At 47.4% G+C, this 19306-nt stretch carries 20 protein-coding genes; 8 read left to right on the plus strand and 12 right to left on the minus strand.

The window, feature by feature from the left end; all coding sequences use genetic code 11:
• The first annotated feature begins 94 nt into the window (after positions 1 to 94).
• Positions 95 to 841 (plus strand): class I SAM-dependent methyltransferase, encoded by a 747-nt coding sequence (locus tag HP568_RS06580; protein ID WP_173628675.1) that lies wholly within the window; start codon positions 95 to 97, stop codon positions 839 to 841.
• Between the two features lie 50 nt (positions 842 to 891).
• Here HP568_RS06580 and HP568_RS06585 read toward each other — a convergent pair whose 3' ends face one another.
• Positions 892 to 2265 (minus strand): D-serine ammonia-lyase, encoded by a 1374-nt coding sequence (locus HP568_RS06585; RefSeq protein WP_173628676.1) that lies wholly within the window; start codon positions 2263 to 2265, stop codon positions 892 to 894.
• Between the two features lie 162 nt (positions 2266 to 2427).
• Here HP568_RS06585 and HP568_RS06590 point away from each other — a divergent pair, with 162 nt between their 5' ends.
• The 3 genes from HP568_RS06590 to HP568_RS06600 all read left to right on the plus strand — a co-directional run bounded on the left by HP568_RS06590 (position 2428) and on the right by HP568_RS06600 (position 4275).
• Entirely contained in the window at positions 2428 to 2919 is a 492-nt protein-coding gene (locus tag HP568_RS06590; protein WP_173628677.1) for an NUDIX hydrolase, read from the plus strand.
• An 18-nt stretch (positions 2920 to 2937) separates the two neighbouring features.
• Positions 2938 to 3390 carry a GNAT family N-acetyltransferase gene (locus HP568_RS06595; protein WP_048032701.1) on the plus strand — a complete coding sequence of 151 codons (453 nt, stop codon included), beginning with the start codon at positions 2938 to 2940 and terminating at the stop codon, positions 3388 to 3390.
• A gap of 84 nt (positions 3391 to 3474) precedes the next feature.
• Positions 3475 to 4275, plus strand: a complete 801-nt coding sequence (locus tag HP568_RS06600; RefSeq protein WP_173628678.1) for a VOC family protein — start codon at positions 3475 to 3477, stop codon at positions 4273 to 4275.
• Positions 4276 to 4319: 44 nt separating this feature from the next.
• On the opposite strand, the gene HP568_RS06605 is transcribed toward HP568_RS06600, so the two are convergent.
• Genes HP568_RS06605 through HP568_RS06615 form a run of 3 tightly spaced genes read right to left on the minus strand, consistent with a single transcriptional unit; the run spans position 4320 to position 6787 of the window.
• The gene (locus HP568_RS06605; RefSeq protein WP_048032699.1) at positions 4320 to 5438 is read right to left on the minus strand and encodes a YheC/YheD family endospore coat-associated protein; all 1119 of its coding nucleotides are present in this window, start codon (positions 5436 to 5438) and stop codon (positions 4320 to 4322) included.
• A 59-nt stretch (positions 5439 to 5497) separates the two neighbouring features.
• Positions 5498 to 6406: an RluA family pseudouridine synthase gene (locus HP568_RS06610; protein ID WP_173628679.1), complete on the minus strand. Its 909-nt coding sequence runs from the start codon at positions 6404 to 6406 to the stop codon at positions 5498 to 5500.
• Positions 6407 to 6439: 33 nt separating this feature from the next.
• Positions 6440 to 6787 (minus strand): thioredoxin family protein, encoded by a 348-nt coding sequence (locus HP568_RS06615; RefSeq protein WP_173628680.1) that lies wholly within the window; start codon positions 6785 to 6787, stop codon positions 6440 to 6442.
• Between the two features lie 150 nt (positions 6788 to 6937).
• On the opposite strand from HP568_RS06615, the gene HP568_RS06620 reads away from it, so the two are divergent.
• Positions 6938 to 7156, plus strand: a complete 219-nt coding sequence (locus HP568_RS06620; RefSeq protein ID WP_007723065.1) for a hypothetical protein — start codon at positions 6938 to 6940, stop codon at positions 7154 to 7156.
• 31 nt (positions 7157 to 7187) lie between these two features.
• Positions 7188 to 7877 carry a class F sortase gene (locus HP568_RS06625; protein WP_173628681.1) on the plus strand — a complete coding sequence of 230 codons (690 nt, stop codon included), beginning with the start codon at positions 7188 to 7190 and terminating at the stop codon, positions 7875 to 7877.
• A gap of 28 nt (positions 7878 to 7905) precedes the next feature.
• On the opposite strand, the gene HP568_RS06630 is transcribed toward HP568_RS06625, so the two are convergent.
• Positions 7906 to 8793 (minus strand): LysR family transcriptional regulator, encoded by an 888-nt coding sequence (locus tag HP568_RS06630; RefSeq protein WP_048032696.1) that lies wholly within the window; start codon positions 8791 to 8793, stop codon positions 7906 to 7908.
• Positions 8794 to 8906: 113 nt separating this feature from the next.
• On the opposite strand from HP568_RS06630, the gene leuC reads away from it, so the two are divergent.
• Both leuC and leuD read left to right on the plus strand, forming a co-directional pair.
• A complete protein-coding gene (leuC, locus tag HP568_RS06635; RefSeq protein ID WP_173628682.1) occupies positions 8907 to 10337 on the plus strand; it encodes a 3-isopropylmalate dehydratase large subunit in 1431 nt (476 codons plus the stop codon).
• Positions 10334 to 10918 carry a 3-isopropylmalate dehydratase small subunit gene (gene leuD, locus HP568_RS06640; RefSeq protein WP_048032694.1) on the plus strand — a complete coding sequence of 195 codons (585 nt, stop codon included), beginning with the start codon at positions 10334 to 10336 and terminating at the stop codon, positions 10916 to 10918. Before leuC ends, leuD begins: the two co-directional genes overlap by 4 nt.
• Before the next feature lie 75 nt (positions 10919 to 10993).
• Here the strand turns inward: leuD and HP568_RS06645 are convergent, their stop codons facing one another.
• The 7 genes from HP568_RS06645 to HP568_RS06675 all read right to left on the minus strand — a co-directional run bounded on the left by HP568_RS06645 (position 10994) and on the right by HP568_RS06675 (position 19304).
• Complete coding sequence (locus HP568_RS06645; RefSeq protein WP_048032693.1) at positions 10994 to 11500, minus strand: GNAT family N-acetyltransferase; 507 nt, start codon at positions 11498 to 11500, stop codon at positions 10994 to 10996.
• A 116-nt stretch (positions 11501 to 11616) separates the two neighbouring features.
• Positions 11617 to 13275 carry an AMP-binding protein gene (locus HP568_RS06650; protein WP_173628683.1) on the minus strand — a complete coding sequence of 553 codons (1659 nt, stop codon included), beginning with the start codon at positions 13273 to 13275 and terminating at the stop codon, positions 11617 to 11619.
• 78 nt (positions 13276 to 13353) lie between these two features.
• Positions 13354 to 14151: a phosphotransferase gene (locus HP568_RS06655; RefSeq protein ID WP_173628684.1), complete on the minus strand. Its 798-nt coding sequence runs from the start codon at positions 14149 to 14151 to the stop codon at positions 13354 to 13356.
• Between the two features lie 63 nt (positions 14152 to 14214).
• Positions 14215 to 14691 carry a hypothetical protein gene (locus HP568_RS06660; RefSeq protein ID WP_173628685.1) on the minus strand — a complete coding sequence of 159 codons (477 nt, stop codon included), beginning with the start codon at positions 14689 to 14691 and terminating at the stop codon, positions 14215 to 14217.
• A gap of 92 nt (positions 14692 to 14783) precedes the next feature.
• On the minus strand, positions 14784 to 15275 hold the full coding sequence (locus HP568_RS06665) for a YajQ family cyclic di-GMP-binding protein (protein WP_048032689.1): 492 nt from the start codon (positions 15273 to 15275) through the stop codon (positions 14784 to 14786).
• 20 nt (positions 15276 to 15295) lie between these two features.
• Positions 15296 to 16084, minus strand: a complete 789-nt coding sequence (locus HP568_RS06670) for an SDR family oxidoreductase (protein WP_048032688.1) — start codon at positions 16082 to 16084, stop codon at positions 15296 to 15298.
• Positions 16085 to 16208: 124 nt separating this feature from the next.
• Positions 16209 to 19304 carry an efflux RND transporter permease subunit gene (locus tag HP568_RS06675; RefSeq protein WP_048032687.1) on the minus strand — a complete coding sequence of 1032 codons (3096 nt, stop codon included), beginning with the start codon at positions 19302 to 19304 and terminating at the stop codon, positions 16209 to 16211.
• Positions 19305 to 19306: the final 2 nt, after the last annotated feature.

The following is a 19306-nucleotide window of genomic DNA, read 5'->3' on the forward strand; positions in this document are numbered from 1 at the left end:
TCATTTTCAATCGTTTTAAACGAATAATTGACATCATCTTCATCTTTTATCCATAATAGGAATCCGAGAAAAAAATGGAAACGGGTGATATGGGATGAAACAAAATCTGTATGATCAACCGGATTTTTATCAGGACTATCAAAAGCTCCGTCTGTCCGGTGAATCAGAGAATGATTTGATTGAACAGCCTGCCTTTCGTGGTTGTCTCCCCTTGCTAAAAGGCTTGCGTGTACTCGACCTCGGATGTGGTGGCGGACAGTTTGCCAAGTACTGCGTGGAGCAAGGAGCCAGTGAAGTGATCGGTGTTGATCTCTCTCACAACATGCTGGAGTATTCCCGAACGAATAACAGTCATGAGAACATTCAATATCTACACGGCTCCCTGGAGGACATTGAGCTTGCCGATCATGACTACGATCTTATTACGAGCTCTCTCGTCATGGACTATGTTCGTGACTATGAGCATGTCATCAACAAAGTAAGCCGCGCCTTACGCAACGGAGGACATTTCGTTTACTCTACACTCCATCCGCATATTACCGCTCGCAAAAAGGTCGAGGGCTGGGTACGGGACGAGGAAGGACAGAAGCATTTCTGGCCCTTGGACAACTACCTAGAAGATGGAGAACGTGAAATGTACATGATGAACGGCAGAAAGGCCCTTTTTTACCACCGCTCCATGTCCACTGCCGTCAATACGTTAATCCGAGCGGGGCTTACCCTGCAAGAGATCATCGAGCCAACCTGCACGCCAGAAGGACTCCTCTTGCAGCCGCATCAGATTTCCGAAGTAAGAAGACCGACGTTTATTATTTTCAAGACACAGAAGACTTTGAAATGAATGAACAAAAGCCCGGAGGAGTGATCCGGGCTTTCCTTCAAGGACAGACATTATGTATCTGTATCGATTTTGCCTTCCAGACCTTTGGCATAGTATTCATCCTGAATATGCTCCGGCACCATACTCCCACCCGTCGCCCATACGATGTGGGTCGCCTTTTTCATTTTTTCCTCCGTCAAACCTTGCTTCTCCATATACATCCGCCCAGTCTCCTGCTGAAACAATCTAGCAGGTCCTGGCATTCCAGCCAATGCAGAAGGCTCCAATCGAATGGATTCGTGATCGCGCAAGGCTCGCAATAACGCATATAGTTCTTCGTCGTCCACTGTAAACACGCCACTCAGTAGCTTCTCCATCATTTTTCCTACAAATCGGGAAGGTCGACCAACCGCCAGGCCATCCGCCTCTGTCTTGTTGTCTATCCCGAAATCTTGAACGGAGACTTTGTCATGGAGGCCTGTCATTAAACCTAGCAGCATGCAGGGAGAATGAGTTGGTTCCGCAAAAAAGCAATGAACATTGTCTCCGTAGATAAGCTTCAATCCGTAAGCTACACCGCCAGGCCCTCCCCCCACCCCACACGGCAAGTAGACAAACAGCGGGTGATCGTTATCTACTGTAATCTGCTGCTCCTCTACCTGTTTCTTTAATCGTCCGGCTGCTACTGCATAGCCGAGGAACAATCGCTTGGAGTTCTCATCATCGATGAAATAGCAGTTCGGATCGGCTTCTGCCTGCTTCCTGCCCTCTTCCACCGCTTTTCCGTAATCCGATGCGTACTCCACAACCTGGACCCCTTTTGCCCGCAGCAATTCCTTTTTCCATGTTTTGGCGTCCGCTGACATGTGTACAGTGACTTGAAAACCGAGCTTCGCGCTAATGATCCCGATACTCAAACCGAGATTTCCTGTCGAGCCTACCGCAATGGAATAACGGGAAAACAGTTCCCGGAACTCATCCGAAGCCAAAATAGCGTAATCATTGTCCGGTTGCAGCATCTGATGCTTTTGGGCCAATTCTTCTGCATGTGCCAGCACCTCGTAGATGCCGCCCCGCGCTTTGATGGAACCTGCAATAGGCAAATGGCTGTCGCATTTTAACCAGAGATCCCCTTGTATATCCGATGCAAAGCGAGACTCCAAGTGCTTTTGCATCTCTTTTATCGGAACAAGTGGGGACTCGATCAGTCCACCAGCTTCTCTCGTCTCAGGAAAAGCCACTTGAATGAACGAGCCAAAACGCCGCAACCGTTCTTCTGCATCCTGGACTTCCTCTGGCGTAACGGGGAGAGTTGCTTTTGCGATCTCATCATAGCTAGGGTTTGTCCAGAAAACTTCATCCGTCTCCATCATGTTTGGAAGAAGCGGATATTTCGTTATCCACTCCTCCCTTGTTAGCCCTTCTACCTTTTCATTGTTTCGCATGTTGAACGAGCCCCCTATTCTTCCTTCCATCTTCTTTGTTATTATAACGAAATATTACGAAACTTCTTTGGGAAAACCAAATAAAAATTACTGATGAAACCACTCATTTGATACAATGGTCGTGTTAAAGAAATCGATTGTAACAAAAAGGAAAGTGATAACATGTATCGCTATACCATATGCTTTCTCAAACATAGAAATGGAATACTCATGCTGAATCGCAACAAATCACCGTTGATGGGGCTATGGAATGGCGTAGGCGGTAAGCTAGAGCACGGAGAGACTCCACTGGACAGTGTCCTTCGCGAGGTTCGGGAAGAGACGGGCATTTTGCTAGAAACCGCTTGCTACAAAGGCACTGTCTCTTGGCTGGTCGATGGAATGGAAACGGGCGGTATGTATGCATTTCTCGCTCATCTTCCAGACAACTACGAGCGCTCTCAAACCCCACAGGTAGTGGAAGAAGGTATCCTTGACTGGAAAGAGCTAGCATGGATCTTGGACCCCGACAATGCTGGCGTCCCAGAAAACCTTCCCCTGTTTTTACCATACATGTTGGAAGAGGCTGATCCTTGTCAGCATTTCTTTACGTACGAAAACAACCAGGTTGTCAACTATGAAACAGCTCCATTGCCAAAACCGGTAACCACTTAAATCGGAGGAGAAACACGGATGGAAATTCGCAAGCTTGCCGTACAAGAACAACCACCAATGGATTTACTCTTATTGGCTGACCCCTCTGTCAGATTGGTGAAAGATTATTTACAACGAGGTCAATGCTATGTCGCTATTCTGGAGGATAGCATCGTAGGTGTCTACGTATTGATTCCAACCAGACCAGATACGATTGAACTCGTGAATGTTGCCGTCGATGAGGCCCATCATGGCAAGGGCATTGGCAAAAAGCTCGTTCTTCATTCCATTGATGTAGCCAAATCTCTCGGTTATAAGACGATCGAGGTCGGCACAGGGAATTCTAGCGTGGGTCAGCTCGCCCTTTATCAAAAGTGTGGATTTCGGATGAATTGGATCGATCGGGACTTTTTCTTGCGGCATTATGAGGAAGAGATTTACGAAAACGGGATTCAGGTGGTAGATATGGTTCGCCTCTCTCAAGATATTTGAGAAGACTGTCTAGAAACAGTGTGAATCAAATGAGTATACATAATTTATATTATGTTATCTTTTTATAGGAAAAGGTGATGCCAGGTGATCACGCATTTTTCAAAATTAACCTTACAAACTGTGTCCATCCAAGGGGTACGCCAGGTTTACGCAGACTCTCTCGGCTTTCCGATTTCATCTCAGTCAAATAAACAGATTACGTTTCAAGTCACACCCGATTTTTGTTTAACCTTTGAAGAAGTATATGAACCGATCTCACCCGCCCATATAGCTTTTCAAGTACCTTATTCCCTCTTTCATGAATCAGCGAAAAAGATCAAAGAATCTGGTCTTTTGATTGTTCGATGGGAGGATGGGCATGACATTGATCAGGAAAAAGGACGGATGAACCTGTATTTCCGCGATGGAGACGGGAATCTTCTTGAGATTATTGCCCACGAGTATGTATCAGAAGAGATCGTCGAGCCATCCACTCCCCTGCACATTCTGTATTTACGAGAAGTGGGCTGTCCCGTAGAAAGTGTGCCTGTTTTTACGCAATGGCTAAAATCGAATATAAGCATGAAAACTTATGAGGATGGCGAAATTTTTAACTTCGTCATTGGGGGAACGGCGCATATTGTAGCCACATGGAAAAACAGGCCCTGGATTCCCATTGCAATGAAAGCGCTACCACCAAAAATGCACGTCACTTTTGGAACACCTGACCAAACGTTCCTGCAAAAAGTACGGAGACGCTTTGAAAAAAGTAATGTCCTCTTCCATTCGGATGCCCAAGAGCTTACGTTCGTCCGGGAAGGATACACTTTTTCTGTTATCCATACACCCGATTACGCCCCTGACACCCCGAGCAAATTGCAATTACCGCTTTCTATCTCCACTTAACAAATACAGCGGCAGACGAAGACTGCCGCTGTTCTGCTTTTACATTATCCTCTGGCGACCTTTCTCTTCAAAAGTGGCTCGCGACCTTCACGTCCCTGTGTTTTTGCAAGGTAGATGGCGTATTCAAGCGGGCGAGTAATGGCATTCTTGTACTGCCCCGTTGCTCCCATCTCCCGGAAAATTTCCCGAGCTGGTTTGGGATTCACTTCGATCAGCCAAGCGTGACCATCTACATCGATGCCAATATCCAGCCCAAATTCAACCATCCGTCCAAAATGATCCTCGAGTGTTTCCGCTGTTTGAAAAGCGAGCTGTTCGCAATCACGCACGATCTGCGCAGTGCGTTCCTCCCCAAACCTCGGTCGGAGAAATTCCGATACAGGGATAGCTTTTCCGCCACCATGCAGATTAGAGGTGGCACTGCGTTCTGGACCCACGCGAATTCCATGACCTGTGATACCCCATTCACCTTGCCCATTCTTTTGAATCAAGAGGCGCATGTCTACTGCTCGCGAAGGAACCAGCTGCAAACGAAGCCCTTGCTGAACGATGTATTTCTCCTGTCTCGTCCAACGATCTACCCATCTCTGGGCAGCGGCTTTGTCTCTTACTACTGTGGATACTTTTGCCCTTTGTTTATTACGACCGAGCAGTCTCAGTTCGTCGCCACGCTTTTCAATGGACAAGATGTTTCGTCCTCCAGTTCCATTGAGTGGCTTTACGTAGAGCAATGGATGCTTACTTAGCATGTTGACCAGGCTTTGGCGGTTATAGAGGTGGGTTTCCGGAAGCCAGCGATGCATTCTGGGGTCCCGATGCAGCACCTCATGTACACGCCATTTGTTTGCCAAGCGATTGTTTGCGTACAAAAAATTACTCGTCCGTCGAAAGGCCACATAGTTCTTAAATGCTTGTGTCGGTGTATAGCGGTATCGGTCGAAAACAGCGTCTGGACGGTCAAATATCCTTGCTTGCCAGCCGCCATTGCTCCCCGGAATATACCCTCTCACCTTCTTGCCGGCCGCAAGCACATCATTTGGGGAAAACAAGAAAACGGTACAGCCTAGTTCTTGTCCAGCCTTAAGTAGTCGCCGAAAATAGGTTGGCTCTGCAAAGCGTTTGCCTTCCCGCCAAGTCAAGATGCCGATAATGGGTCGTTTCAAAAGACCACCCTCTCTCGTTTCCTCCTTGGCAGTTTATTCAGTCCGTAGTCAAATGGCGATTATCTCAGCTTCTTTTCCAAGTGAAATAGATCGAGTGGCAACGGAGCCGTTACTTCGATGACTTCTCCACCGAATGGATGCACAAATTTGAGCACTGCTGCGTGCAGCGCTTGTCGCTTAATGAGTTCGCGCTTGCCACCATACAGTTCATCCCCTAAAAGCGGGTGCCCGATATGACTGAAGTGAACGCGAATTTGATGGGTTCTCCCCGTCTCCAATTGACATTCTACTTTCGTAGCTGTTTGAAAACGTTCTTTCACCTGGTAATGGGTAATCGCTGGATCTCCGTTTGGTGTGACCCTTCTTCGCGTCCCATGATTCCGATCTTTTCCAATGGGTTCATTAATTTTCCCGCGCTCTTTGGGCATTTGTCCCGATACATACGCGACATATGTACGCTTGATTGTACGCTCACGCAGCATTTCATCTAACAATGCAGAGGCCCAGGCATGCTTCGCGTACAGAACGACGCCTGACGTATCCTGATCCAGCCGGTGGACATGGCGGACTTTTGCTTCCAAACCTGTACGGAAAAAGTGCCCCGATACGAGATGATCCAACGTCACATGATGATGTCGTTCGGTCGGATGTAACAAAAGGCCAACCGGCTTATTCACGATGAGCAAATGATCGTCCTCGTACAAGATTTCAGGAGCTTCGCTAGCCGGATCAAGCCCCAATGGCTCAGGCTTGCACATACGCAGGCGAACTTCCTGCCCTGCTTTTCCTGCAACATGCTGAGCAACTGGTTCGCCATCCAGCAGTACTTCTTTGTGTTGGAATAAAAGATGGACCTGCTTGCGAGGCAGCTTCCACTCTTCGCGCAGCAGGTTCCCAATCGGAATGGCATCATCATTGTCGCGTAAGTGAGCAACGAGCCATTCTCCTTCTTTTTTCATGAATAACATTTCTGTCTATCTCCCTGTTCTATGTTCATGCAATTATGCTTGCTCGAGTCCTTTACTGACTTGAATCGCACGGTCCAGGAAATGCTCGATCTCTTCACGACTCTTTCCGAGCTTACTCACGAAGCGAACCAATTCTTTTCCATTATGGAACGCAATAAAGCTCGGAATCCCGAAGACATCGTATTTTTGGGACAAGTCCGGGAGAGTATCACGGTTGACTTCAATCATGTCCAGCTGTTCTTTGTATTTTTCTTCCACAGCAGGCATGAATGGATCAATGCGATGGCAATCTGGGCACCAATCCGTGAAGAATTTGACAATGACTGGCTTGTTTGCTGCGATTACTTGCTCGAATTCAGCTTCTGTCTTAATTTCTCTCATGCTATCTTCCTCCCAGAATGATTTGGAAATAGTGTACCACAGGCGCGGGCTGTTTGGGACGTTTAGGAGAAACAATTGCCATCACTAACAAAACAACAAACGGAAATCCTATTGGTTGTAAGCCAATAATTTTTAAGGTAGGTGCTACTCATGAAGAAGTTCGCTGCTTTGTTGATGGTTGCATGCTTGGTAACTACTGCAATTCCTGTATCTGCTGCAACACATGACGGTCACAAAAAACACCACAAGGTACAAACAAAAGCGCATCATATGAAGACCAAAGCTCACCACATGAAAACCAAAGCACATAAAGGCAAAGTGCATATCAAGGCTATGCCGAAAACTGGTATGGGTGGGGCAAGCAATTAAAGGGGGATCTTCCCCCTTTTCTTTGCGATCTATGAAAAAACTACTGGGGTTCCTTCTATTCATTAGTTTGGTTACAATGGGTTGCGGTCATACAGCTAAACAACCAGTCGAAGCTCCAAAAATCACGAATACCATGCCAAAACCAGCAGGGCCCATCCATATCAAACGAACGGTTACCGTTTATGGTCCATCGCTGCCACCTCAACCGACGTTCCTTCCTGCCCCTCCTCTTCCAGACGGAATCATGCCTACACTTCTACATATTCCCAAACTGAACCTGCAAGCTCGTGTAGAACCAGTCGGCGTTTTACCGAATGGGCAAATGGACGTCCCAAAGGCTTTTGATCGCGTGGGTATTTTGGCGCCCTGGACGAAGCCCGGAATGAAGGGGAATGCAGTGATCGCTGGTCATTTTGATCATTATACAGGTCCGGCTGTTTTTTACCATCTGAAAAAACTAAAACCCGGCGACAAAATCACGGTGCGTGAAGCAAGAGGAAAAACGCTTACTTTCCAGGTTCGAAGAGTAGAAAGCTTCCAGACTGCCGAAGCGCCCATCGATCAGATTTTTGGGAATGCAGAGCGATCCCATCTGAATTTGATAACCTGCTCTGGAAAATTTAACAAGAAAACACAGGAGCATGCTCGAAGGCTCGTCGTCTTTTCCGAACTTGTTCAAGATATAGAGCCACAAGATGAAAAACCCAGTGTGCGCGAATGATTGCGGCGACTGGGTTTCTTGTTTGCCTTTATATTTTCCCCCCCTGCTCGAGGAGACATTGCACAAACGCTTCAGCCGGGCGTGACAGCGGTTTGTCCTTTCGATACGCCACGACGAGTGTGCGAGAAGGTTTTGTTTTTATCCGTACATAAGTTGGCGGTTCGATCGTTCCGGGTGCGAGCGTAATCATTTTCGGCGCAAACGATAACCCCATTCCTGCTGCAACAAGTGACTGAGCCGTCTGGATGTTCGAGCTCTCAAACACAATTCTCGGTCGGAATCCCGCTTGCTCACAGAGCCGAAGTGAAATCGTGCGGAAGCCTTGTCCTTCTTTTAACAGAATAAATGGCTGATCGGCTACCTCTGCGAGATCGACTTCTTTCCGTTTCGCGAGCGGATGATTGGCTGGTACCGCCAAAAAGATTTCTTCGTTGATCGCGGGGATGATTTCCAGAGACGGATCACTGATGGGCATGGTTAGTAAGCTTACATCAATTTTCCCTCGCACGAGTAGCTGCTCCAAATGACTCGACGTTTCCTCCATCAATTGCAGCTCCACACCGGGAAATTGCTGTGTAAACGTAGGCAACACCCTTGGCAGCACGTACGCCCCTGTGATCGGCAAGCTTCCTACTAGCAATTTTCCGCTTTCTCCTACGGCATAAGCGCGCATTTCCCGCTCTAGCCCCTCTGACATGTCGACGAGCGTTTGCGCCACCTGTATGAAGCGCTGGCCCGCATCAGTCAGTTCTACGTGCTGTGGCAAGCGATGGAACAAGCTGACACCGAGTATTTTCTCCAGCTTCGCAATTTGTTGACTCAACGATGGTTGGGCCAAATGTAATCGATTGGCTGCCCGGGAGAAACTGCGTTCTTCCGCAACAGCGAGTACATAACGAATTTGTCGTAACTCCATATAGACCTCCCGATAGGCAAAAACTATCCTTCTTATAATTATTATATCTTTGAACTATTCTCTTTGCCATGTTACAACCTTGTTAAGAGTTTTTGAACGAAGGAGGAAACATAATGACAGCCCGTACGATGTTTGAAAAGATTTGGGACAATCACGTTATTCACGAAGAGGCAGGCAAGCCGAGCCTTTTGTATATCGACCTGCACCTGGTTCACGAGGTGACTTCGCCGCAAGCCTTTGAAGGACTCCGCTTGGCTGGCCGCCAGGTACGCCGTCCAGAGCTTACCTTCGCAACCATGGACCACAACGTACCGACTGCTGACCGTTTTAATGTCAAGGATCCGATTTCTCGTCAACAAATGGAAACCTTGACGGCGAACTGTGAGGAGTTCGGGATTACACTCGCAGATCTGAACAGCCCGGATCAAGGGATCGTCCACGTCATTGGTCCTGAGCTCGGACTCACACATCCAGGCAAAACAATTGTCTGCGGTGATAGCCACACCTCCACTCACGGAGCATTTGGTGCCCTCGCCTTCGGTATTGGTACCAGTGAGGTGGAGCATGTACTCGCAACACAATGCTTGCAGCAATCCAAACCAAAAACGATGGAAGTACGCGTAAACGGCGACCTGCCATTCGGTGTCAGTGCAAAAGACTTAATTTTGGCGATTATCGCAAAATACGGAACTGACTTTGCAACTGGCTACGTCGTAGAATACACAGGTGCTGCGATCCGCAACCTGACCATGGAAGAACGCATGACGGTATGCAACATGACGATTGAAGGTGGCGCTCGTGCTGGCTTAATCGCTCCTGACCAGACTACTTTTGACTACTTGAAAGGCAAGCGCTACGTTCCGCAAGGGGAAGATTTCCTGGCAGCTGTCGAGGCTTGGAAAAAGCTGTGCACAGACGAAGGCGCAGCGTTTGATGCTTGTGTAGAAATCGAGGCAGCCGAGATCGCACCGCAAGTGACGTGGGGAACGAGCCCTGGTATGGGTACGAACATTACGAGCACCGTTCCAAACCCTGAGTCATTCGAGACAACCGCACAGCGAAAAGCGGCACAAGATGCTCTGGCGTACATGGACCTTGCACCTGGCACCCCTATGAGCGAAATCAAAATCGATCGCGTCTTTATCGGCTCCTGTACAAACGGTCGGATCGAGGACCTGCGCAAAGCAGCCGAAGTGGCCAAAGGACGCAAGGTCTCCCCTTCCGTACACGCAATGGTCGTTCCTGGCTCTCAAGCAGTTAAGCAGCTCGCTGAGCAAGAAGGCTTGCACCTCATCTTCCAAGAAGCTGGTTTTGACTGGCGCGAATCTGGTTGCTCCATGTGTTTGGCGATGAACCCGGATATCCTGTCCGAGGGTGAGCGTTGTGCTTCTACCTCCAACCGGAACTTCGAAGGACGTCAAGGACGCGGCGGAAGGACTCATCTGGTCAGTCCGGAAATGGCAGCAGCAGCAGCTATCGCAGGTCACTTCGTCGATGTACGTGAATGGAAAAGCGAGAACGCTAGCAAGGAGGTATTCCAATGAATCCATTTGTCATCCACACCGGAGTGGTAGCCCCACTCGATCGTGTAAACGTAGATACGGACGCAATTATCCCTAAGCAGTTCTTGAAGCGCATTGAGCGCAGCGGTTTTGGTCAATTCCTGTTCTACGAATGGCGCTTTACTGTCGATGGTACGCCAATCGATACGTTCATTCTGAATACGCCTGCGTACAAGGAGTCTACTGTCCTTCTTGCCCGCAACAATTTTGGCTGTGGCTCCTCTCGTGAGCATGCTCCATGGGCACTCCTGGATTATGGCTTTCGCTGTGTGATTGCTCCATCCTTTGCGGACATTTTTTACAACAACTGCTTCAAAAACGGCATCCTGCCGATCAAGTTGAGTGAAGAGCAAGTCGATGAACTGTTCAATCGTGCTCAAAACAAGCCGAACTACCAGTTGACCATCGATCTGCAAGAACAAGTCGTTCGTGACAGTGAAGGTCTCTCCTACCCGTTCGAGGTAGACTCCTATCGTCGTTATTGCCTACTGAATGGTCTCGACGATATTGGAATTACGTTGCAGTATGAAGATAAGATTTCTGCATACGAAGCAAGTCGTTAATTTCCATCCGTAGCGTAGCGCATAGAAAAAGCGAAGGCATCCACGATTGAGTGCCTTCGCTTTTTCATGTTTGTCTTATAAAAGAATATACATGTGGCTCTCATCAAAATATTGATCGCCGATTTTCAGTGCACGCTTCTCTAAACCGTATGGAATAAAGCCCATTTTTTCATAGAGACGAATGGCAGCCGGATTGGTCGTGACGACCGCGAGCTGTATCGTATCGATATCTCCCCGCTCCTTTAAGTAGGCAAGTTCTGCCTGCATGAGCGCTTGTGCGACACCTGTCCCGCGATACGCTTCACGTACGTACATAGAGACGACAGAGGCTTTGTGTTTTGCTTTCAGCCCTTTGTGGCGGAAAAAACCAATGATCCCAGCCAACTGTCCTTCCACAAATGCACCAAAATAGCCGCTATCACCTGACTCCCCTTGAGAAAGTCTTTGCAGCCACTCTTCCATCGATACCTGAATTGCCTCTTCATAGGTAGAGCCAAAAGCGTCTGGGTCTGTTTGCAGCCCTTCCAGTCTAATCTTTACCAACTCTTCTGCATCGTCTGGTCCCAAAAATCTAACTTCCATCCTAGGCTGCACCTCTCTTATTTTTGATTTTCACTAATCTTAGTCAAGAGTTACTTGAAAGTAAAGAACTATCTAAAAAAAGCGCCAGGAGCATCTCCCTAGCGCTTGAACCTATCCTATGCCGTTCCCGTCTGGTTTGGGTTGCTTTGCCCAAATAGCTGCAACGCTTGCTCTCGCAGCTTGAACTTTTGAATTTTACCGGAAGCGGTCATCGGATATTCGTCTACAAACTGTATGTAGCGGGGGATTTTGTAATGAGCGATCTTCCCTTCACAATAGTCCCGTACCTCTTCCTCCGTCAACGTTTCGTGAGGTTTTACCCGAATACACGCCAAAACCTGCTCTCCGTATTTGGCATCAGGTACACCTACAATCTGGACGTCCAACACTTTTGGATGTGTATAGAGGAATTCTTCCACTTCACGAGGATAAATATTTTCCCCTCCGCGAATGATCATGTCTTTCAGCCTGCCAGTAATCCGATAGTAGCCTTCTTCATCGACGGTTGCCAAGTCTCCGGTATGTAGCCAGCCTTCGTGATCGATTGCTTTTACTGTCTCCTCTGGCATGTTGTAATAGCCTTTCATGACCAAGTATCCTCGGGTGCACAGCTCGCCTTGTGCACCTGACGGCAAAATGTCACCTGTCGCCGGATCGATGATTTTTGCTTCTACCTCTGCATGCAAACGACCGACAGTGGATACTTTTCGCTCGAGAGAATCCTCTGGTACGGTCTGTGTGATGACAGGAGAAGCTTCAGTTTGTCCGTACGCAATTGTGATGTCACGGATTCCCATTTGATCGACGACCTTCTTCATGACCTCAATCGGGCATAAAGAACCAGCCATGATGCCTGTTCGCAGCGAGCTCAGATCACGCTCGGCAAACGTCGGATGGTTCAATTCGGCAATAAACATCGTGGGTACACCATACAGTGCTGTGCAGCGTTCGGCCTCCACAACCGCAAGTACGACACCGGGATCAAAGGCGATGACAGGAACCATCGTCGCACCTGTCACCACACATGCCAAGGTCCCCATCACACAGCCAAAACAGTGGAAAAACGGCACAGGAATACACACCTTATCCTCAAACCCGAGCCGCTGACATTCTGCTACCTTGATGGCATTATTGACAATATTGACATGCGACAGCATGACTCCCTTTGGAAAACCGGTCGTGCCGGATGTGTACTGCATATTGATGACATCATCAGGTGAGAGCGTCGCCTGGCGCGCGATCCGCTCTTCTTCTGTGACCCATGCTGCACGTTCGAGCAAATCACTCCACAAAAACATTCCGGGTTGTCGCTCATTCCCTAGATAAATCACATTTTTTAAATGCGGAAGCCTTTTGGATTGTAGCGCTCCAGGTTCACATGTCTGTAACTCCGGGCAAATCTCTTGAATCATGGCAAGATAATTCGCATCGCGATAGGAATCCATTAAGAGAAGCGTCGTCGATTCGGATTGACGCAGCAAATATTCCAGTTCATGTACCCGGTAGCTCGTATTGACCGTTACCAGTACACCACCCATTTTCGCTGTAGCAAATTGCGAAATCACCCATTCTGGTACATTCTTTGCCCAAATCGCGATATTTTCCCCTTTTTGAATGCCCAAGGACATAAATCCCCGCGCTGCCTGATTGCATATCGCTTGAAATTCTCCAAACGTATAGCGAAGCCCTCGTTCGTGATAAACCAGCGCTTCCTTTTCCTGATACTTACTCGCTGTGTCGTCTAACATGTTGCCGATTGTGGTCATATGAATCATATAAGCACCCCCAAAACATTCAGACTATTCTGTAGGATTCTTCTTTTACGCCACAATCCCTTCTTTTCCGTTATCGTTCTATAACCATTCGTTCATGTGTTCCTTGATAAATGCGATGTCTTCTTGATAGTGAAGAATATGTCCTTCTTCGGCCATCTTTTGAAAAGCAGCATCGCCTTCACTGGCTTTTTTGGCAATGGTTTTGCATTGTTCTTCTAAACGAAGCAAGACCATTTCTAGTGTACCTTCCTTCCTTTCCATCCCGTACGACTCAAAGAACATGGCCACTCGCTGTTTTCGCTGGTTGGCATGCACCAATGGTTGGTAATGGATTTTTTCTCCGGATTCCGTTAAAGAAAATCTGCTCAAAGGCACGCAGGTATAGAGCGTATAGGCGATATCCCAAAGTTTTGGACCCGGAGCCGCTAAATCAAAATCGATAATGCCTATCGGTTTTTGTTGATGGAAAATGATATTGTACATAGCAAAGTCGTTATGACAGATGACTTCACGCGGACCAGGCGTGTGAACGAACGAAAGCCACAGATCATCGAAAGGAAAATCACTCACAGCGTCATGATAAAGCCGAAGCATTTTCGCAATTACTTGTAACGCTTCGTCTGACTTCATATATTCCTTCCAAGGGTAATGACCTGCCTCTCCCTCTATAAAGGACAGGATTTCTCTCCCCTTTTCATCCATGCCTAAAAATTTCGGCGCATACGGATATCCTTTTCTTTCCAAGTGCTTCAATAATCCATGAATGTTCTTGCTCCCTGGCTTTACTTCCCTTCTGACTGTATTGCCAGAACGGTAAACGTTCGTTACGTTTCCTCCGGCTAATAATTCTTCCCTCAATGATGACGATTTTTCCATATCAAGAACGCCCCTTTCTTTTGACGAAAAAGAAAGCGTCCCTGTTGTGGAACGCCATCTGTTTTACTTCACGACGATTTTTTTCGTAGCCTCTACCTTGTATGGCAGGTGGTTGCTGTAATTGAGCTCTACCCGAATTTCATGCTCTCCCTTAGGCAACTTTTTCAGTAAAAACTCTGGTTGGTAAATCATCCCTTTTGGTTCGCCATTCAGGTATAAATGTGCGTGTCCCTCACCAAAGACTGGTGCCTCGGCCAATTCTCCATTGTCCTGAACAAACGTGAAGTTCTCTGTAAGCAAGGATACTTCTGCCGTCGTCCCATCCATTTTGACCTCCATATTCAGCGCTGGCTTTTCTGACCCTGCTGGCTGGTTCATGGGTGCCGTCGCTGTAACAGAAGTAATCGGGTCTGACGGTCGGTAGGAGTCCGAGACGCTCAGAGGGTCTTTGACCAGAAGTACGATGCCCGCCACCAGTGCTACAAGGAACACAATTCCGCCCAAAATGAGATTGCGCATACTGATAATAAAGACCTTCATGTCTCTACTCTCCCTTTCGCAAGTGCTTGTCACTTATTTGTACATGCATATGCGAGAGTGAAGAGAGTTAGAAGCAAAAACTTTTCTAGTAATTAGCGGTAGTTAATAAATTGTACTTCCAAAGGCAGATCAGCCTTGCGAATTGCGTTGATGATTTGCTGTAATTCATCTTTACTTTTTCCCGTCACGCGAATTTGATCGTCTTGAATCTGTGTTTTCACTTTGAGTCCTGTATCTTTGATGATGCTGTTGATCTTTTTCGCATTGTCTTTGTCGATCCCCTGCACTAGCTTTACACGCTGACGGACTGTACCGCCCGCTGCTGGTTCGACCTTTCCGTAGTCAAGGTTTTTGATCGGGACATCCCGTTTGACGAGCTTGCCAAGCAAAATATCTTTTACCTGACTAAGCTTGAAGTCATCATCGGAGACGAGGACGAGCTCTTCCTTTTCCAAAGAGATGCTGCTCTTGCTCCCTTTGAAGTCAAAGCGATTTTCTATTTCTTTTAATGCGGTCTGAATCGCATTGTTCACTTCGGACAACTCTACCTTGGATACGATATCAAATGAGCTCTCTTTACTCAAAGGAATTCCCCTCTCTTTTATTAGATCGCTCGAATCAACCCACCATCGACGAGGAAGGATTGACCTGTCACGTAGCTGTTGGCTGGCGAAGCCAAGAACGTCACCATGCGAGCAAACTCGTCAGGCTGGCCGTATCTGCCCAATGGGATTTGCTTCTCCCAATTTTCCCTAACTTCATCAGCACTGATACTCTTCGCCTCTGCGGTAAGTCCATCCAGTTGTGCCACCCGATCCGTCGCAATTCTGCCTGGCCCAATGGTGTTTATCAGAATCCCATCCGGTCCTAGTTCTGAAGAAAGCGTCTTGGATAAGCCCAATACCCCAGTACGAAACGTATTGGACAGAAGCAAATTCTCAATTGGCTGTTTAAAGGACGAGGAAGCGAAATTGATGATTCTTCCAAATTGGTTCGCTCGCATATGCGGTAAAACAGCACGAATGGCACGTACATAGCTGAGCAAATTTAGCTGGAAGGCTTGCATCCACTGTTCGTCGGTGAGCTGATCGAATCTGCCTGTTGCAGGTCCACCAGAATTGTTGATTAAAATATCGACGCTGCCAAAATGCTTGACCGTTGCTTCGACAACCCGCTTGATATCTTCTTCCTTCGTCACATCCACGGTTACGGCAAGAGGTGATTTTCCAGTAGCTTGTTCGATCTCTGCACGAACGATTTCCAGAGCAGCTTCATCTCTACCGCATATCGTAACATTCGCTCCTTCTTGGGCGAGGCACTGCGCTGTTGCCTTCCCCAATCCTTTTGATGAGGCGAGTACTAGAGCCGTTTTTCCTTGCAAAAATAGATCCATGTGCATGCTCCTTTCATGGTCCACTCATGTATGTATCTTGATCTCTTTATTCTACAGAACTTTCAGACGAAGGAAAAGAAAAAGAGAAGGGGTGCAGCACATACTCCCCTTCTCTTGCGAATCACTATACCTCTGTCGGAGGTACGTTCTTATCTTTGTTTTGTTTTGCTGCTCGTTTCGCTTCGCGCTTCGCTTGGCGAGCAGCTTTTCGTGCCAGTCTTCCTGCCTTCGCCCCTTCAAACAGGGAATACAGGACTGGTACGAGCACCAGTGTTACAATCGTGTGGAAAATCAAGCCGGAGATAACGGCTGTTGCGAGTGGTGCTTCCAAATCAGAGCCTTCCGCCATGGCAAGACCCATCGGCAGCATCCCGAGAATCGCCGTCAGCTTCGTCATGATAACGGGACGAATACGTTCCTTCGTTCCTTGGATAATCGCCTCTGCGGTTTCCATTCCACGTTTGCGCAGCAGGTTGATCCTGTCGATCAAGAGGATCGCATTGGATACGACGATACCGACAAGCATGATGATCCCGATCATCGCCATTTCACCGAATGTCCGCTGCGTAAGGACGAATCCAAGCACAACACCGACCAAGGCCATTGGAATCGTCAGCATGATGATAAACGGTTGGGACATCCGTCCGAACTGGGCAACCATGATGACGTAAATCAGAGCCAGAACCCCCAGGAATACGAATATCCCCTGGCTCATATTCGTGCTTTGCTCTTTTAGCTTACCAGCGATTTCGACATTATACCCTGCTGGTACAGGTACGGTTGGCAATTTCTCATTTAGCTCACGGCCTACTGCCCCTAAATCACTTCCCAGCATCTCGGCAGAAACCGTAACGATGCGTTCGCCTTCTTTCCGCTCAATCGTGATCGGAGACTTACTGTACTCCATTTCCACCAGATCTGCCAAAGGCACTGCTGCCCCGTCTTTCGATGTAACCATAATCGTTTTGAGCTGATCCGGGTGCTTCAGCCAGTTGTCCGGCATCTTGGCAACGATGTCGACTTCGATTCCATCTTGTGTGATGGACGTAATTGGTTGGTTGCCGATTAACACGCTCAGTTGTTGCAAAAGCGAACGATGATCGACATTCAGTCTGGTAAGCGCTTCTTGTTTTGGCAGCAACGTAACTTTTTCTTTTCCTTCTTTAAAATCGTTACGAATGTTGGTGAGCCCGTTGATCGTGCCAAGCATCGTTTCCAGATCGGTTGCGATCTTCCGCATGACTTCCATGTTATCCCCGTAAACATCCAGTTGGATCGGGCCGCTTCCGCCTTGTTGTCCGAAAGACATGGAGACAGATTCGATTCCTGGGGTCTCATTCAGGCGCTTGTTAATATCCTCGTTCAAAGCGTCCTTATCACGTGTTCTGTCCGTCTTCGGAATTAAGGAAATGAACAATGTTGCTTCTTCCTTTGAAGTAAAGAAGAATACATCCTTGATTTCCGGGATCTCCCGCAGCGATGTTTCCGCGGTGACGGCTGCTTTTTGAGCTGTTTCCAACGTAGCTCCGATTGGCATTTTCATATTGACAAAGACGATATTTTCATTCGGGTTAATCCCTTGACCCATTTTCATAAAAGGTGTGAGGAAAACGGCACCAACCAGCAATGCTACTGCGAGTAAAACCGTTTTTATCCGATGTCTAATCGCTACATGTAAAATGCCGCTGAATACGCGAATGATAAAGTGTTCCTTGCCTTCTCCTTCTAGCGAAACGTGCTTATCCTTCTGCAAGAAGCGATTGGAAAACACGGGAACGAAGAAGTAAGCAGCGATCGTCGATGCAATAATGGCAGCGGATACCGTAAAGGCGATTGTAGCCAAAACCGGTTTCAACCAATCTTCAAAATCCGCGAAGACAAGTGGCAAAAAGACGATGATGATCGTGAGCTGGGAGGTGAACACAGGTGTCAAAACTTCTCTCGTTCCTTTAATAATAGCCTGCTTCAGCTCTTCGCCCTTTTCCCGGTAGTGATAGATACTTTCCAATACGACGATAGCGGCATCGACGATCAAGCCGACTGACAAGCTCAAGGACAGCAAACTGATCATATCAATGTTGTAGCCTGCGAGTTTCATCGCGATGAACGTCATGAACGCAGAGAGCGGCAATGTAGTAGCGATAACGAGTGTGACCCTCCAGTTGCGTAGGAAGACGAACAAGATGATGATCGCAAGCGCCCCACCAATCATGACATCCCGGCTGAGGTTGCTCACGGCGTGCTCAACAAAGGAAGCTCCTTCGAACATGACTTTGATGTTGTATTTACCGTTTGCTTCTGTGTTCATTTTGCGAACGACTTCTTCTACGTTCTTTTGTGTTGTGATCAAGTCATAGCCGTCTGCCCGCGTCACGCTGAGTTGAATAAACACGGAACCGTTTGTCAGAGCGACGAAGTCTTTCACTTTTCCACGCAAATCTTCAATTTGTGCCAGTTGATTCAGAGAAACGGTTCCTCTCGGTGTATCAATTGGCAGTGCCTCTATTTCCTGTGGAGTCTGATAAGTATTGTCAATCATGACAACTGTATCAAATCCCGTGTTCTCCAGTGTACCAATCCCTTGCTTCCAGTTTGTATCCTGAAGCTGTGAAATGATAGCCGCTGGCGTTGTTTGATAGGCATTCAATCGCTGTGGCAAAAAAGATATGGTAATTTTATTCTCGAAGCTTTTCTCTTCTACGATTACTTCCTTGACTCCCTCGACTTCTTCAATGCGGTCCTTGATTGAAGTTTTTGCCAAACTCAGCATGGTCTTCGGCTCTGCTCCCACGACGGCAAAATCAATCATTTGATCGCTACCCATATTGCTCTGGGAGATATCTACAGAGTCAACAGCTTTCGGAAAACCGTTTCGGAGACGGTTGACGGCATTTTGTACATCTTGCTTAACCTGCTCGCCTTTACCTTCATTTGCTGAAATATTGATTCTGACAGAACCTGCACTTGTTGAAGAAGAGTATTTTTTAATATCATTAATCGATTTTAGTTCTTGCTCTACTTTCTTCGTTACTTTTTCTTCCATCTCTTCTGGTGGCAGTGCACCACCGGAAATTCTTACGTAAATATCAGGAAAGTTCGTTTTTGGAACGAGTTCGATATTAAAGCTGAATAAGGACCCCAAACCTGCAATCACGAGTAAAAATGTAAACAAGTAGACGATTAGCTGTCTTTTCAGCAAAAAGAGAATCACCTTGTTCATGT

The organism is Brevibacillus sp. MS2.2, from assembly GCF_013284345.1.
GTDB classification, from domain to species: Bacteria; Bacillota; Bacilli; order Brevibacillales; family Brevibacillaceae; genus Brevibacillus; species Brevibacillus brevis_C.

Excerpts from the sequence above, each read along its gene's own strand:
- HP568_RS06580 (WP_173628675.1), top strand. The coding sequence starts at position 95 with ATGAAACAAAATCTGTATGATCAACCGGATTTTTATCAGGACTATCAA.
- HP568_RS06585 (WP_173628676.1), bottom strand. The coding sequence starts at position 2,265 with ATGCGAAACAATGAAAAGGTAGAAGGGCTAACAAGGGAGGAGTGGATA.
- HP568_RS06590 (WP_173628677.1), top strand. The coding sequence starts at position 2,428 with ATGTATCGCTATACCATATGCTTTCTCAAACATAGAAATGGAATACTC.
- HP568_RS06595 (WP_048032701.1), top strand. The coding sequence starts at position 2,938 with ATGGAAATTCGCAAGCTTGCCGTACAAGAACAACCACCAATGGATTTA.
- HP568_RS06610 (WP_173628679.1), bottom strand. The coding sequence starts at position 6,406 with ATGTTATTCATGAAAAAAGAAGGAGAATGGCTCGTTGCTCACTTACGC.
- HP568_RS06615 (WP_173628680.1), bottom strand. The coding sequence starts at position 6,787 with ATGAGAGAAATTAAGACAGAAGCTGAATTCGAGCAAGTAATCGCAGCA.
- HP568_RS06620 (WP_007723065.1), top strand. The coding sequence starts at position 6,938 with ATGAAGAAGTTCGCTGCTTTGTTGATGGTTGCATGCTTGGTAACTACT.
- HP568_RS06625 (WP_173628681.1), top strand. The coding sequence starts at position 7,188 with ATGAAAAAACTACTGGGGTTCCTTCTATTCATTAGTTTGGTTACAATG.
- HP568_RS06630 (WP_048032696.1), bottom strand. The coding sequence starts at position 8,793 with ATGGAGTTACGACAAATTCGTTATGTACTCGCTGTTGCGGAAGAACGC.
- leuC (WP_173628682.1), top strand. The coding sequence starts at position 8,907 with ATGACAGCCCGTACGATGTTTGAAAAGATTTGGGACAATCACGTTATT.
- leuD (WP_048032694.1), top strand. The coding sequence starts at position 10,334 with ATGAATCCATTTGTCATCCACACCGGAGTGGTAGCCCCACTCGATCGT.
- HP568_RS06645 (WP_048032693.1), bottom strand. The coding sequence starts at position 11,500 with ATGGAAGTTAGATTTTTGGGACCAGACGATGCAGAAGAGTTGGTAAAG.
- HP568_RS06650 (WP_173628683.1), bottom strand. The coding sequence starts at position 13,275 with ATGATTCATATGACCACAATCGGCAACATGTTAGACGACACAGCGAGT.
- HP568_RS06655 (WP_173628684.1), bottom strand. The coding sequence starts at position 14,151 with ATGGAAAAATCGTCATCATTGAGGGAAGAATTATTAGCCGGAGGAAAC.
- HP568_RS06660 (WP_173628685.1), bottom strand. The coding sequence starts at position 14,691 with ATGAAGGTCTTTATTATCAGTATGCGCAATCTCATTTTGGGCGGAATT.
- HP568_RS06670 (WP_048032688.1), bottom strand. The coding sequence starts at position 16,084 with ATGGATCTATTTTTGCAAGGAAAAACGGCTCTAGTACTCGCCTCATCA.
- HP568_RS06675 (WP_048032687.1), bottom strand. The coding sequence starts at position 19,304 with ATGAACAAGGTGATTCTCTTTTTGCTGAAAAGACAGCTAATCGTCTAC.